The organism is Streptomyces sp. CB02923 (assembly GCF_001905005.1).
In the GTDB taxonomy this organism is placed as follows: Bacteria; Actinomycetota; Actinomycetes; order Streptomycetales; family Streptomycetaceae; genus Streptomyces.
Genome location: NZ_LWKZ01000012.1, coordinates 1244852 through 1257358, shown reverse-complemented (window position 1 = coordinate 1257358; position 12507 = coordinate 1244852). Strand labels below are relative to the sequence as shown.

At 72.8% G+C, this 12507-nt stretch carries 14 protein-coding genes; 1 reads left to right on the top strand and 13 read right to left on the bottom strand.

The window, feature by feature from the left end:
- Positions 1 to 104: 104 nt before the first annotated feature.
- The 9 genes from trpA to hisI all read right to left on the bottom strand — a co-directional run bounded on the left by trpA (position 105) and on the right by hisI (position 7543).
- Positions 105 to 923 carry a tryptophan synthase subunit alpha gene (gene trpA / locus A6A06_RS17200; protein WP_073762030.1) on the bottom strand — a complete coding sequence of 273 codons (819 nt, stop codon included), beginning with the start codon at positions 921 to 923 and terminating at the stop codon, positions 105 to 107.
- Entirely contained in the window at positions 923 to 2227 is a 1305-nt protein-coding gene (gene trpB, locus A6A06_RS17195) for a tryptophan synthase subunit beta (protein ID WP_073762029.1), read from the bottom strand. Before trpB ends, trpA begins: the two co-directional genes overlap by 1 nt.
- A 244-nt stretch (positions 2228 to 2471) precedes the next feature.
- A complete protein-coding gene (trpM, locus tag A6A06_RS42810) occupies positions 2472 to 2705 on the bottom strand; it encodes a tryptophan biosynthesis modulator TrpM (RefSeq protein ID WP_073762028.1) in 234 nt (77 codons plus the stop codon).
- Positions 2706 to 2713: 8 nt separating this feature from the next.
- Positions 2714 to 3523, bottom strand: a complete 810-nt coding sequence (trpC, locus tag A6A06_RS17185; protein ID WP_073762027.1) for an indole-3-glycerol phosphate synthase TrpC — start codon at positions 3521 to 3523, stop codon at positions 2714 to 2716.
- Between the two features lie 298 nt (positions 3524 to 3821).
- Positions 3822 to 4316, bottom strand: coding sequence for a DUF2752 domain-containing protein (locus A6A06_RS17180; RefSeq protein ID WP_443333745.1), 495 nt, complete (start codon positions 4314 to 4316; stop codon positions 3822 to 3824).
- Positions 4317 to 4589: 273 nt separating this feature from the next.
- A complete protein-coding gene (locus A6A06_RS17175; protein ID WP_073762025.1) occupies positions 4590 to 4835 on the bottom strand; it encodes an HGxxPAAW family protein in 246 nt (81 codons plus the stop codon).
- An 85-nt stretch (positions 4836 to 4920) separates the two neighbouring features.
- A complete protein-coding gene (locus A6A06_RS17170; RefSeq protein ID WP_073762024.1) occupies positions 4921 to 5574 on the bottom strand; it encodes a TIGR02234 family membrane protein in 654 nt (217 codons plus the stop codon).
- A 69-nt stretch (positions 5575 to 5643) separates the two neighbouring features.
- Entirely contained in the window at positions 5644 to 7167 is a 1524-nt protein-coding gene (locus A6A06_RS17165; protein WP_073762023.1) for an anthranilate synthase component I, read from the bottom strand.
- A 10-nt stretch (positions 7168 to 7177) separates the two neighbouring features.
- Positions 7178 to 7543 (bottom strand): phosphoribosyl-AMP cyclohydrolase, encoded by a 366-nt coding sequence (gene hisI / locus A6A06_RS17160; protein ID WP_073762022.1) that lies wholly within the window; start codon positions 7541 to 7543, stop codon positions 7178 to 7180.
- 325 nt (positions 7544 to 7868) lie between these two features.
- Between hisI and A6A06_RS17155 the strand changes: the two genes are divergently transcribed.
- Positions 7869 to 8501, top strand: a complete 633-nt coding sequence (locus A6A06_RS17155; RefSeq protein ID WP_073762021.1) for a TIGR03085 family metal-binding protein — start codon at positions 7869 to 7871, stop codon at positions 8499 to 8501.
- Positions 8502 to 8537: 36 nt separating this feature from the next.
- Here the strand turns inward: A6A06_RS17155 and A6A06_RS17150 are convergent, their stop codons facing one another.
- From A6A06_RS17150 to A6A06_RS41735, 4 genes are read right to left on the bottom strand one after another with little or no spacing between them, the layout of a single operon-like run.
- Entirely contained in the window at positions 8538 to 9794 is a 1257-nt protein-coding gene (locus A6A06_RS17150; RefSeq protein ID WP_073762020.1) for an ATP-grasp domain-containing protein, read from the bottom strand.
- Positions 9775 to 10710 (bottom strand): EamA family transporter, encoded by a 936-nt coding sequence (locus A6A06_RS41745; protein WP_199930902.1) that lies wholly within the window; start codon positions 10708 to 10710, stop codon positions 9775 to 9777. Before A6A06_RS41745 ends, A6A06_RS17150 begins: the two co-directional genes overlap by 20 nt.
- Positions 10711 to 10719: 9 nt before the next feature.
- Positions 10720 to 11418, bottom strand: a complete 699-nt coding sequence (locus tag A6A06_RS41740) for a YggS family pyridoxal phosphate-dependent enzyme (RefSeq protein ID WP_073762019.1) — start codon at positions 11416 to 11418, stop codon at positions 10720 to 10722.
- Positions 11415 to 12383 carry a cysteine synthase family protein gene (locus A6A06_RS41735; protein ID WP_073762018.1) on the bottom strand — a complete coding sequence of 323 codons (969 nt, stop codon included), beginning with the start codon at positions 12381 to 12383 and terminating at the stop codon, positions 11415 to 11417. Before A6A06_RS41735 ends, A6A06_RS41740 begins: the two co-directional genes overlap by 4 nt.
- Positions 12384 to 12507: the final 124 nt, after the last annotated feature.

Below are 12507 nucleotides of genomic sequence, written 5' to 3'. Positions count from 1 at the left end.
CCCGGACACCCGCGGGCACCCCGCTCGGACCACCCGGACGTGCGACACCACTCCACCGGGGGCCGAACACACGCCCGCCGAGGTCGGCCGCACGCCGCCCGGGATCATCCGCGCTTGCGTACGCCCGCGGCCAGTTCGCCCGCCAGTTCGCGGACGCCCGCGAGCCCGGCCGCCAGGTCGTCCCCGGCGTCCAGCAGCCGCTTGACGAAGGCCGAGCCGACGATGACCCCGTCCGCGAACCGGGCGACCTCGGCGGCCTGCCCGGCGTTCGAGACGCCGAGGCCGACGCAGACCGGCAGGTCGGTGGTGGCCCGGGTGCGCTCGACCAGGTCCTGCGCCTCGCGGCCCACCGACTCACGGGTGCCGGTGACCCCCATGAGCGAGGCCGCGTACACGAAGCCGCTGCCCGCCTCGGTGATCTTCGCCAGCCGTTCGTCCCGGCTGCTCGGCGCGACCACGAACACGGTCGCCAGTCCGTGCTCTTCGGCGGCCGCGCGCCACACCCCGGACTCCTCGACCGGCAGGTCGGGCAGGATGCAGCCGGCGCCGCCCGCGGCGGCCAGGTCGGCGGCGAAGCGCTCGACGCCGTACGCGTCCACCGGGTTCCAGTACGTCATGCACAGCACCGGCGCACCGGTCGCCGCGTACACCTCGCCGACCGTACGGATGACGTCCTTGATCTTGACGCCGCCGCGCAGCGCGATGTCGTCGGCGGTCTGGATGACCGGGCCGTCCAGCACCGGGTCGCTGTGCGGCAGCCCGATCTCGACGACGTCGCAGCCGCCCTCGATCATCGCCGTGACGGCCCGTACCCCGCCGTCCACGGTCGGGAAGCCGGCCGGCAGATATCCGACCAGCGCGGCCCGGTTCTCCTCCTTGGCCGCGGCCAGGGTGCTGCTGAGCAGCCCGACGTTGCCCGCCATCACTTGTTCCCCTCGTCGTGCGCGCCGAGCGCGGTGTCCGTGGCGTCGGTGTCGTCCGCCTCCACCGCGTCGTCGGCGGGCGCCCCGTACAGCCCGAAGTAGCGGGCCGCGGTGTCCATGTCCTTGTCGCCGCGCCCGGACAGGTTGACGAGGATCAGCCCGTCCGTGCCCAGTTCCCGGCCGAGCTCCAGCGCGCCGGCCAGCGCGTGGGCGCTCTCGATGGCCGGGATGATGCCCTCGGTCCGCGACAGCAGCCGCAGGGCCTGCATCGCCGCGTCGTCGGTGACGGCCCGGTATTCACCGCGGCCGGTGTCCTTGAGGTAGGAGTGCTCGGGCCCGATACCCGGGTAGTCCAGTCCGGCGGAGATCGAGTACGGCTCGGTGATCTGCCCGTCCTCGTCCTGCAGGACGTAGGAGCGGGAGCCGTGGAGGATGCCGGGGGTGCCCTCGGTGAGGGTGGCGGCGTGCTCGCCGGTCTCGACGCCGTGGCCGCCGGGCTCGCAGCCGACGAGCCGTACGGAGGCGTCCTGGAGGAACGCGTGGAACAGGCCGATGGCGTTGGAGCCGCCGCCGACGCAGGCCACCGCGGCGTCCGGGAGGCGCCCGGCGCGCTCCAGGATCTGGCGGCGCGCCTCGACGCCGATGACCCGGTGGAAGTCGCGGACCAGGGCCGGGAAGGGGTGCGGTCCGGCGACCGTGCCGAAGAGGTAGTGGGTGCGGTCGACGTTGGCGACCCAGTCCCGGAACGCCTCGTTGATGGCGTCCTTGAGGGTGCGACTGCCGGACTTCACGGCGATGACCTCGGCGCCGAGCATCCGCATCCGGGCGACGTTCAGGGCCTGCCGCTCGGTGTCGATCTCGCCCATGTAGATGGTGCATTCGAGGCCGAAGAGGGCGCAGGCGGTGGCGGTGGCCACGCCGTGCTGGCCCGCGCCGGTCTCGGCGATGACACGGGTCTTGCCCATGCGCCGGGTGAGCAGTGCCTGGCCCAGTACGTTGTTGATCTTGTGCGAGCCGGTGTGGTTGAGGTCCTCGCGCTTGAGGAAGATCCGGGCGCCGCCGGCGTGCTCGGCGAAGCGCGGCACCTCGGTCAGGGCGCTGGGCCGCCCGGTGTAGTTGACCATCAGGTCGTTCAGCTCGGCGGCGAAGGCCGGGTCGGCCTTGGCCTTCTCGTACTCGGCGGCCACCTCGTCCACCGCGGCGACCAGCGCCTCGGGGATGAACTTGCCGCCGAAGTCGCCGAAGTACCCTCCGGCGTTCGGGACCTGACCCTCCGGGTCCGGGATGAAGAAGTCAGAAGACATCCGACGTACTCCTCGATCGGGGCAACTGCCCCGGAAGTATGGATTTGCGGGCATCACGGGTCGCGGTGCCGCCGACGCACGCCCGATGCACTCCTCGTACGGCGACGCCGACGGCGCATGGCGACAGCCACGCCGGCAACAGCAGCGAGGAGACGAAAAAGGCGGGGCGGCGGAAGCGCTGTACGCGGTACGGCCGACGGACGGCCCGTACCGGGATCAATCACCCACGCTCGGCAACGAGCGGCTACAGCAGGCCGTTACGACGCCATCGCCGGCCGTTGATCTGGCCCGGCTCCGCGCCGATGTGATACCTGACCCGCCGTCCGCGCACCCGGCGTGCCGGCGCCCGGCAGCCGCGCGGCCGGCACCCGCGCCCCAGCGCCGCGTGCGGATCGCGCGCGGCACCGGCCGCGGCGAGCACGCCGGCCGGCCCCGGGAGCGGTCCCGGGCCGGGGCGGTGGAGGTGGGCGGCGGTCATGGGAGGAGTCAGCCCCGTCCGTGCCGGATGGCGGGGTGGGAGCCGGCCGCGACCAGGTCGGCGACGGCGGTCTTCGGGTCCTTGCCGGTGACCAGCGACTCGCCGACCAGCACGGCGTCGGCGCCGTCGTTGGCGTAGGCGATCAGGTCGTGCGGCCCGCGCACCCCGGACTCGGCGATCTTGACGATGTGGTCCGGGATCTCCGGCGCGATCCGCGCGAAGTTCCCGCGGTCGACCTCAAGGGTCTTCAGGTTGCGGGCGTTGACCCCGATGATCCGCGCGCCGGCGTCGACGGCCCGCTCGACCTCTTCCTCGTCGTGCACCTCGACCAGCGGCGTCAGCCCGATCGACTCGGCCCGCTCGATCAGGGAGACCAGGGCCTCCTGCTCCAGCGCGGAGACGATCAGCAGCGCCAGGTCGGCGCCGTAGGCACGGGCCTCCCACAGCTGGTAGGCGGTGACGATGAAGTCCTTGCGCAGGACGGGGATGTCGACCCGGGCCCGTACGGCCTCCAGGTCGGCGAGCGAACCGCCGAACTTCCGCTGCTCCGTCAGTACGGAGATGACCGCCGCGCCGCCCGCCTCGTAGTCGGCGGCGAGGCCGGCCGGGTCGGCGATGGCGGCCAGCGCGCCCTTGGAGGGGCTGGAGCGCTTGACCTCGCAGATCACCGTGACGCTGTCGCCCTTGAGGGCCGCGACCCCGTCCTTGGCCGGGCGCGCCTTGAGGGCCCGCTCCTTGAGCTCGTCGAGGCCTACGCGCGCCTGCCGCTCGGCAAGGTCGGCGCGGACTCCCTCGATGATCTCGTCGAGCACACTCACGCGAGCGGCCTCCTTCTTCAGCGGTGGAGGGTGACAGTCGCCCTCGGGGCCGGTGTCGTCCCGTCAGGCTCTCCGATGGTATCCGGCGAGGGGCAAAGGTCTCACATCCGGTTGACGGCGGTCCCACCAGGTGGACGGGCGCACCGCGAGCCGGGCGAGAAAACAGCAGGTCAGATGACCTTTCGATACCCCGTGGCGCAGATCTCGCGGACCTTGGTCCACCAGCCTCACCGCGCCCCGGAAACGGAGGGCACCCGTCCCCGGCATCCCCGCCCCAGGCCGTATCTTTCCGGATCCGTCACGGAATCAGCCCCTCCCCGAAGGGAAGATTGCGCACGGCCGTGAAGGCGAGGAGCAGCCCGCCCAGTGCCCACCAGTGCGCCGCTCCGGGCCGTGGGCCCGCCGTAGGGCGCCCGCGCGCTGCCCGTACGGCCCAGGCCGCCCAGAAGAGCGCGAAAGCCGCGTAACCGGCGACCGCCAGGGCGTTGGCTCCGGCGGCCGTGACGAGGTCACCGTGCGCGACCGCGTGCGCACTGCGCAGTCCGCCGCAGGCCGGGCAGAAGACGCCGGTGAGGGCCAGCAGGGGGCAGGCCGGGTAGTGACCGGGCTCGTTGGGATCGACGAGGCCCACGAAGGCGAAGGCGGCGACGACGGCCGCCAGGGTGCCGAACGGTGCCAGCAGCCGCCGGACGAGGCCGTGCGGACCACGGCGGCGGGCCGCTCCGCGGACAGGCTTGCCCACAGGCCCGGACGCGGAGACCGGCCCACCGGCCGGAGCCACGGGTTCACTCACGTGGCGATTGTGCTGCGGTATGGGCGAGGCCGCAGCCCACCGACCGCGTACGGGTGACAAATCCCCTCAGCCCCCGCCCCGGCTCGAACCGGGACCGAACCGAACCCCAACCGGGATCCACAAAGGCAAAGGCAACGCCAACACCAACAGCAACGACAACGGCGCAACCCCCCAGCCCCCGTACGGGCGGTGCCACCGGGCACCCCCTCCGCACGGGCCGTGAAGCCGCGCCGTCGTAGGATCCGCTGCCGCCGGGCCGGGCCCGGCGGGGACTCAGCCCTCCTGGGGCCGGGCCTTGGCCGGACCGTGGCCGGTCGCGCCCTTCTTGCCACTCTGGCCCATGCCGAGCGCGCGCATCACGCCGCCGACCACGGCGCCGAGGCCGATCAGGACCATGCCCGCCCAGAACCCGGGCACGTTCGCCAGCACGATGAAGGCGCCGGCGACGCAGAAGCCGATGAACGAGATGATGACGCCGGTCCAGGCGGCGGGAGTGTGTCCGTGGCCACTGCTCGACATGAGTGCTCCTCGTAGCTTTTTCGCGCCTGAGTCGGGCGCGGTGATCCCTCGCCATCCATTGTCCCCGATGGCCGGGGTGCGGCCACTACCGGGTCGGGTCCTCGCCCCGGTCCAGGGACTTCCACATCTCTTCCGGGCGGTCCGGGTCGGCGGCGGCGGAGCTGCGCGGGCCGCGGGCGGCCGCGCCGGCCCGTTCGTAGCGCCCGGACATCGCGGGCCAGTGGCGCCCGCACAGCAGTGCCAGCACCCCCGCGACCAGCAGCAGGAGGCCGCCGACGACCGCCGCCCAGGGCCAGAAGGTGTGCGAGACGTCCTGGACGCCCGCGTCGGACAGCCCGGTGGCGGTGGCCGCCTTCTCGCGGAGCGCCGCGGTGTCGGAGAGGCCCAGGTACGCGCCGACGACGGTGCCCAGGCCGCTGAGGGCGAGCAGCGCGGCGACCGCCGTCCGGCCCGCCCCGCGTACGGCGAAGAGGGCGACCAGGGCGGCGAGCCCGACGATGGCGAGCGCGCCGGGCACGCCCGTGACGTCCTGGCCCGAAGCAGTCTGCGGCAGCTGTCCCTGGGCGACGACGGCGGTGGCCCTGGCCCAGGTGCGGCCGGAGGCCAGCAGCACGACGGCGGCGCCGGCCGCGCCGAAGATCAGCGCGAGCGCGAGGCTCCTTCCGCTGCGCGCGGGCTTGGCCGGCGAAGTCGGCGGGGACACGGTCGCGCCGGTGCGGGGGTGGTCTACGGCAGTCACGCCTACCACTGTACGGAGGTGGCCCGACCGCCTTCCGTCCGCGGTGCCCCAGCCTCGTGGAGGCCCTGCTCAGGCCCCCAGCCCGTTGGCCGTGTGCACCGCCCGCAGCACCGCGGCCGCCTTGTTGCGGCACTCCGTGTCCTCCGCCACCGGGTCGGAGTCCGCGACGACGCCCGCGCCTGCCTGGACGTAGGCGGTGCCGTCCCGCAGCAGCGCCGTGCGGATCGCGATGGCGGTGTCGGAGTCGCCGGCGAAGTCGAGGTAGCCGACGCAGCCGCCGTACAGACCGCGGCGGCTGGGTTCCACTTCCTCGATGATCTGCATCGCGCGCGGCTTGGGGGCGCCGGAGAGGGTGCCCGCGGGGAAGCAGGCGGTGAGCACGTCGAAGGCGGTACGGCCGGGCGCCAGCCGCCCGGTCACGGTGGAGACGATGTGCATGACATGGCTGTAGCGCTCGACGGACATGAAGTCGACGACCTCGACGCTGCCGGGTTCGCAGACCCGGCCCAGGTCGTTGCGGCCGAGGTCGACGAGCATGAGGTGCTCGGCGCGCTCCTTGGGGTCGGCCATCAGCTCGTCGGCGAGGGCCTGGTCCTCCGGGACGGTCGCGCCGCGCGGCCGGGTGCCCGCGATGGGGTGCAGGGTGGCCTGCCCGTTCTCGACCTTGACCAGCGCCTCGGGGCTGGAGCCGACGATGTCGACGCCGTCCTCGAAGCGGAGCAGGTACATGTACGGGCTGGGGTTGGTGGCCCGCAGCACCCGGTAGACGTCCAACGCGGAGGCGCGGCACTCGGTTTCGAAGCGCTGCGAGGGCACGACCTGGAAGGCGTCACCCGCGCGGATGCGCTCCTTGATGTCCTCGACGACGTCCTGGTACGACTCCCCGCCCCACTTCGCGGTGTACGGCGGAAGTTCGGAGGGCGGCAGGGCCGCGGCGCTCGCGGGGGCCGGGCGGGCCAGGTCGTAGGCCATGGTGTCCAGGCGGGCCACGGCGTCCGCGTACGCCTCGTCCACGCCCGTTTCCAGGTCGTTGTGGTTGATGGCGTTGGCGATCAGCAGGACCGTGCCGTTCCAGTGGTCCAGTACGGCCAGGTCGGAGGTGAGCAGCATGGTCAGCTCGGGCAGGCCGAGATCGTCCGTGGTGCTGTCGCCGATCTTCTCCAGCCGGCGCACGATGTCGTAGCCGAGGTAGCCGACCATGCCGCCGGTGAAGGGCGGCAGGCCCTGGCCCTCGATCAGGTCGCGCGGGGTGTGCAGTGCCTCGACGGTGGCGCGGAGCGCGGCGAGCGGGTCGCCTTCGGTGGGCACGCCGACCGGCGGGGTGCCCAGCCAGTGGGACTGTCCGTCGCGCACGGTCAGGGTGGCGGCGCTGCGCACGCCGACGAACGAATACCGGGACCAGGTACGGCCGTTCTCGGCTGATTCGAGCAGGAAGGTGCCCGGTCGTTCGGCGGCCAGCTTGCGGTAGAGGCCCACCGGGGTGTCGCCGTCGGCGAGCAGGCGCCGGGTGACGGGGATGACCCGGCGGTCCTTCGCGAGCGTGCGGAAGTTCTCCAGGTCCGGTGTGGCGGTGCCGGTGGTTCCCGTGGTCATGGCGCGGAGCCTACTGCCCTTCTCTGAGCACATCCTCATCGAAGCAGGTGCGGGCGCCGGTGTGGCAGGCCGCGCCGACCTGGTCGACCTTGACCAGGACGGTGTCCGCGTCGCAGTCCAGGGCGACGGACTTCACGTGCTGGACGTGTCCGGATGTGTCGCCCTTGACCCAGTACTCCCGGCGGCTGCGGCTCCAGTACGTGCAGCGGCCGGTGGTGAGCGTGCGGTGCAGCGCCTCGTCGTCCATCCAGCCGAGCATCAGCACCTCGCCGGTGTCGTACTGCTGGGCGATGGCGGGGACCAGACCGTCGGCGTCGCGCTTGAGGCGGGCGGCGACGGCCGGGTCGAGCTGGGAATTCGGGACGCGGCTGCTCATGGGTCCATTGTGCCGTGTGCCGGGCGGCCCGTGTGCCGGGCGTCCGGTGTGCCGGGTGCTGCGCGGGCGGCGCGCGCGAAGGCGGGTGACGTACGGCATCCTGCATCCATGACCCGCCAGCCGCCGCCTCCGGACGCCGACCGCACGGCGAAGGTCGCGTCGGCGGTGCTGCTCGCGATCTTCGCCGCCGGGCTGCTGGTCGCCGCCGTACTGCTGCTGCGGAGCTGATCGCGTACGGCCGTCACCGCGGGGTACGGCCGTCACCGCGGGGTGCGCGGCGCGTGGCGCCGTGGCACCCGCCGCGCACCGGTCGTAGGCTGGGCGCATGTCGACCCATGCGAAGCGCGAACGGCTGCTCCTTGCCGACCTGTTGGAGGGCGCCGGGCCCGATGCGCCGACGCTGTGCGAGGGCTGGACGACGCGGGACCTCGCCGCGCACGTGGTGGTGCGCGAGCGGCGTGCGGACGCGGCGGGCGGCCTGATCGTCAAGCCGCTGGCGGGCCGCCTGGAGCGGGTGCAGCGGGAGTTCTCCGAGAAGCCGTACGACGAGCTGCTGCGGCTCATCCGGAGCGGCCCGCCCCGGCTGTCGCCGTACGCGCTCAAGCAGGTCGACGAGGCGGCCAACACCGTCGAGTTCTACATCCACTCCGAGGACGTGCGGCGGGCCCGGCCTGACTTCACGCCGCGCGAGCTGGACCCGGTCTTCTCGGACGCGCTGTGGTCGCGCCTGGAGAAGGCGGCGCGCATCCTGGGGCGCAAGTCGCCGGTGGGGCTGGTGCTGCGCCGCCCGGACGGCCGGACGGCGGTCGCGCACCGCGGCGCACCGGTCGTCACGGCCACCGGTGAGCCCGGCGAGCTGCTCCTGTTCGCGTTCGGGCGGCAGGCCGCGGCCGACGTCGGGCTGGACGGGGACAAGGACGCGGTGGCCAAGGCCCTGGAGGCCGGGCTCGGTCTGTGAAGGCACCTGCCCGGGGGCCGGCCGGCCCCCGGGCGTTCACCGGGTCCGGTCGACTTCGTAGAGTCCGCCGAATTCCTGGAGTTCCAGCGCGCGCAGCCGCCGGTAGTCCGCCTCGATCTGCCGCTCGTCGCCGTGCAGCAGGTAGCAGACGCCGGGCGACGTGGCCGCGTCCACCGTGGGGCTGAGGTAGGCGCCGGCCTGCACGCCGAGGTAGTGGTCGGCGTACGACGGCAGGTCGCGCAGCCGCTCGAAGCCGTCCAGGGACATCAGCCGCCCCGCGAACGGGGAGATCAGCGAGACGTAGCGCAGCCCGGTGCGCGGCTCGGCCGGGACCGCGGCGCGGGCGGCGAAGGCGGCCGGGTCGCTGCCGGCCAGTGCGGTCAGCTCCACGTGGTTGGTGCCGAAGCAGCGGCTGACCACGTGCGGCAGGATGCTGCCGGCCAGCCGGGCGCCGGTCTCGATCAGCACGGGGCCCTCGTCGGTCAGCATGACCTCCGAGTGGGCGGGCCCGTGCCGGACGCCGAGCGCGTCCAGGACGCCCAGGAGGTACGGCCTGAGGGCGGCGGCAGCGGGGTCGTCCGCGGTCAGCGGCTCCTCGTAGTCGTAGATCGCCGCCCCGCCGCGGCCGCGCCGCTTGTGATAGCGCCAGATCTCCGCGATGTGGTGGCGGCCGTCGACGCTGACGGTGTTGGCGAAGTACTCGGTGCCCGTCAGGCGCTCCTGGATGACGACGGTCTTGTTGCGGTTGCCCTGGATGTTGGACGAGCTGAGGATGTGGCCGAAGGAGGTGCACAGTTCGACCGGGTCGGCGCAGAAGAAGACGTTGTCGGTGCCCGCGCTGTCGGCGGGTTTGACCACCAGCGGCCAGCGGCCGTGCGCCCGCGCCCAGGAGAGGGCCGTGTCGAAGCGGGAGGTGCGCAGGGTGTCGGGGGCGCGCAGCCCGTGGGCGCGTACGGCCATGGCCATGTCGTACTTGTCGCGCCGTACCCGCCGCTCGTCCGGGGTGTTGCCGGGCAGGCCGAGGCGGCGGGCGAGGACGTCGGCGAGGTCGACGCCGGTCTCGTTGCCGGGCAGGACGAAGGCGGGGGCGGCCGCGCGCACCGCCGCCAGCAGCGCCTCCAGGTCGCCGTCGTACACGAGGGTCTCCGTGAAGGCTCCCTGCGGGAACGTGCGCTGGAGGTAGTCGGGAATGGCCGGAGTGCTCTGCACATGGACGCACTTGACACCGCGTTCGGCCAGGGCGGCGGGCAGGAAACGGCCGGTGGAGTAGGCGTCAACGATCAGACACTGCATGGGTCCTGCCTTCCTGGACCACCGCGGCCGGGGGCGCTCCCCGGCGGGCCAGCAGCCCGATCGCGATGAAGACGGTGATCACGGCGATGCCGACGGTCGACGGCACCGAGAACATCAGCCGGGAGTCGGCGAGCTGGATCAGAAGGGTCATGGCGGGGGCGAGCGCGCAGATCATGGAGGCGGTCATCGGGGTCACCTTCCGCACCCCGATCTGCACCAGATAGGCGGGGATGGAGACGCCGATGACGGCCACCACGGCCCCCGGCACCAGGGCCCGGCCCAGCTGCTCCGCGCCGGAGAAGGCGGCCAGGGTCCAGCCGACGGCCGCCACCAGGCCGAAGCGCAGGCCCATGACGGTGGGTACGTCCACCCCGGTCGCGCCCAGGCGGGCGGAGAAGACGACGTTGGCGGCCCCGCCGGCACCGGAGGCGACCGCGGCGCACAGGCCCAGCGTCATGGCCAGGGCGGCCCGGTCGCCCACCCCGCTGCGGCCGTCCAGCGACGCCCAGACCAGGCCGGCCAGGGTGAGCAGGATGCCGACCGCGGAGAGGAGCTCGCCCGGCAGGACGCGGTCCCGCTTCCACCACACGGCCTGGAGGAGGACGGTGAAGGCGGGGCCGATGGCGATGGAGACGACGTTGGTGACGGCCGGTTCCATGAGCTTGAGGGCGTACAGGAGGGTCAGCCAGGTCACGGCGGTGGTGATGTTGAGGACGATCAGGTCGACGGCGTGCGCGCGGACGACCGCCAGGAGCCGGGCCGGGCGCAGCCGGACGACGGTCAGCAGGCAGAAGAACGCTCCGGTGAGGGTGAACGCGACCGCGGCCACGCTTCCCGGGTCCACGTGCTGGAGGCGCTCGGAGGCGAAGACGTCCACCAGGGCGGAGAAGAGGCTGAAGACGAACAGCGCGGTCATGATGCCCCCTCAGTGTCGCGGGCGCGGCCCGAAGACCGCCTCGCCGACCCGGACCGTGGTCGCGCCTTCGGCCACCGCGGTCTCGAAATCGGCGCTCATCCCCATACTGAGCTGCCGCAGGCCGCATTCGGCTGCCAGTGCGCGCAGCAGGGCGAACTGCGGACGGGGGTCGCGTCCGTAGGGCGGGATGCACATCAGGCCGACGACGGGCAGCCCGTACGTGCCCACGCACTCCTTGACGAACGCGCCCGCCGCGGCGACGGGCACTCCGCTCTTGTGGGCTTCGTCGCCGGTGTTGACCTGGACGAAGCAGTCCGGGCGGCGGCCTGTGCGCTCCATGGCGGTGGCCAGGGCGGCGGCCAGGCGGGGCCGGTCCACGCTGTGCAGGACGTCGAAGGCGCCGACGGCCGCGGCGGCCTTGTTGGTCTGCAGCGGTCCGATGAGGTGCAGCCGGGTGCCGGGGTAGCGCTCCCGCAGCGGCGGCCACTTGCTCTGCACCTCCTGCACCCGGCTCTCGCCGAAGTGGCGGTGCCCGGTCTCCAGGGCGTCGGCGAGCACGGGCGGTGCGTGGAACTTGCTGACGGCGACGAGCCGTACGTCCCCGGGCAGCACCCCGGCCCGCTCGCAGGCCAGGTGGAGGCGGCGGGTGACGGCGGCCAGGCGCCGCGCGGTATCCGGCTCCGTGGCGGACGGCTGCTCCGCGGTCACGAGTCCGCCTCCGTCCCGTACTGCGCGTACTTGCCGTCCCAGATGCTGAGGTATTTCCAGGCGGAGTCGAACAGCACGGTGACCACGACCTCTTCCGGGGGCAGCGTCCTGGCCAGCCGCTGGGCGGCGAAGATGTTGCCGCCGGCGGTGGGACCGACGGGCAGCCCCTCCTCGGAGATGAGGCGCTTCATCGTGTTCCAGCCGTCGTCGCCGGTGATCAGTCCGACCTCGTCGACGAGTTCCTCCCGCAGGTTGGACGGCACCTTGCCAGGACCCAGGCCCATCATGTTGTGGGTGTGGTGCTCGAAGGGCAGGCCGTTGCGCTTGGCGTACAGGGCGGCCGAGCGGTCCACTTCGACGGCCCAGGTCCGCAGGCCGGGGTGGGCGTCCTTGAGGATGTCGGCGATCCCGGTGAAGGTGCCGCCGGTGCCGATGGAGCAGATGAAGTGGCCGGGGACCGCGCCCGCTTCCCGCAGGTCGGTGACGATCTCGCGGCCGCAGGAGCGCCAGGCGCGCCAGTTCAGTTCGTTGGTGGACTGGTCGAGGAAGTGGCTGCCGGGGTGTTCGGCAACGTACCGGCGGGCGGTCTCCTCGCCCTCCAGCAGGAAGCCTTCGGGGGAGGTCTCGACGACCGTGCCGCCCCATGACGCGATCTGCTTCCTGCGTTCTTCGGTCATGCCCTCCGGCATGACGATGATGATGCGGTATCCGCGCTGGGCGCCGACCCGGGAGAGCGCGGCGCCGCCATTTCCGGTCGAACACTCGATCAAGGTCATGCCGGGGCTGATCGTTCCTGCCTTCTCCAGCTCATCGATCATGTAGGAGAAGACACGGTCCTTATGACTTCCGGTGGGATTGTTGAATTCGCATTTGGCGAATATCCGCGCGGCTCCGGGTTCGGCAATGTGACGCAGTTCATACAATTGCGTGCGGCCGGTCCCGGCGCCGGGGCTGGTCGTGCTCACACAGAACTCCTCGGGCGGGTGTGAACGGGTGTGATCCGGCGTGGCTGCATCCGGAGAACGTACGGATGCGGGTCCCCGGGGAACGTACGGCGCGAGGGCGTGCGGCGCCATTCCCCGTGCGGCG

Excerpts from the sequence above, each read along its gene's own strand:
- trpM (WP_073762028.1), bottom strand. The coding sequence starts at position 2,705 with ATGACCGCCGCCCACCTCCACCGCCCCGGCCCGGGACCGCTCCCGGGG.
- trpA (WP_073762030.1), bottom strand. The coding sequence starts at position 923 with ATGGCGGGCAACGTCGGGCTGCTCAGCAGCACCCTGGCCGCGGCCAAG.
- hisI (WP_073762022.1), bottom strand. The coding sequence starts at position 7,543 with ATGAGCAGCCGCGTCCCGAATTCCCAGCTCGACCCGGCCGTCGCCGCC.
- trpB (WP_073762029.1), bottom strand. The coding sequence starts at position 2,227 with ATGTCTTCTGACTTCTTCATCCCGGACCCGGAGGGTCAGGTCCCGAAC.
- A6A06_RS17150 (WP_073762020.1), bottom strand. The coding sequence starts at position 9,794 with ATGCAGTGTCTGATCGTTGACGCCTACTCCACCGGCCGTTTCCTGCCC.
- A6A06_RS41745 (WP_199930902.1), bottom strand. The coding sequence starts at position 10,710 with ATGACCGCGCTGTTCGTCTTCAGCCTCTTCTCCGCCCTGGTGGACGTC.
- A6A06_RS17155 (WP_073762021.1), top strand. The coding sequence starts at position 7,869 with ATGTCGACCCATGCGAAGCGCGAACGGCTGCTCCTTGCCGACCTGTTG.
- A6A06_RS17165 (WP_073762023.1), bottom strand. The coding sequence starts at position 7,167 with ATGACCACGGGAACCACCGGCACCGCCACACCGGACCTGGAGAACTTC.
- A6A06_RS17175 (WP_073762025.1), bottom strand. The coding sequence starts at position 4,835 with ATGTCGAGCAGTGGCCACGGACACACTCCCGCCGCCTGGACCGGCGTC.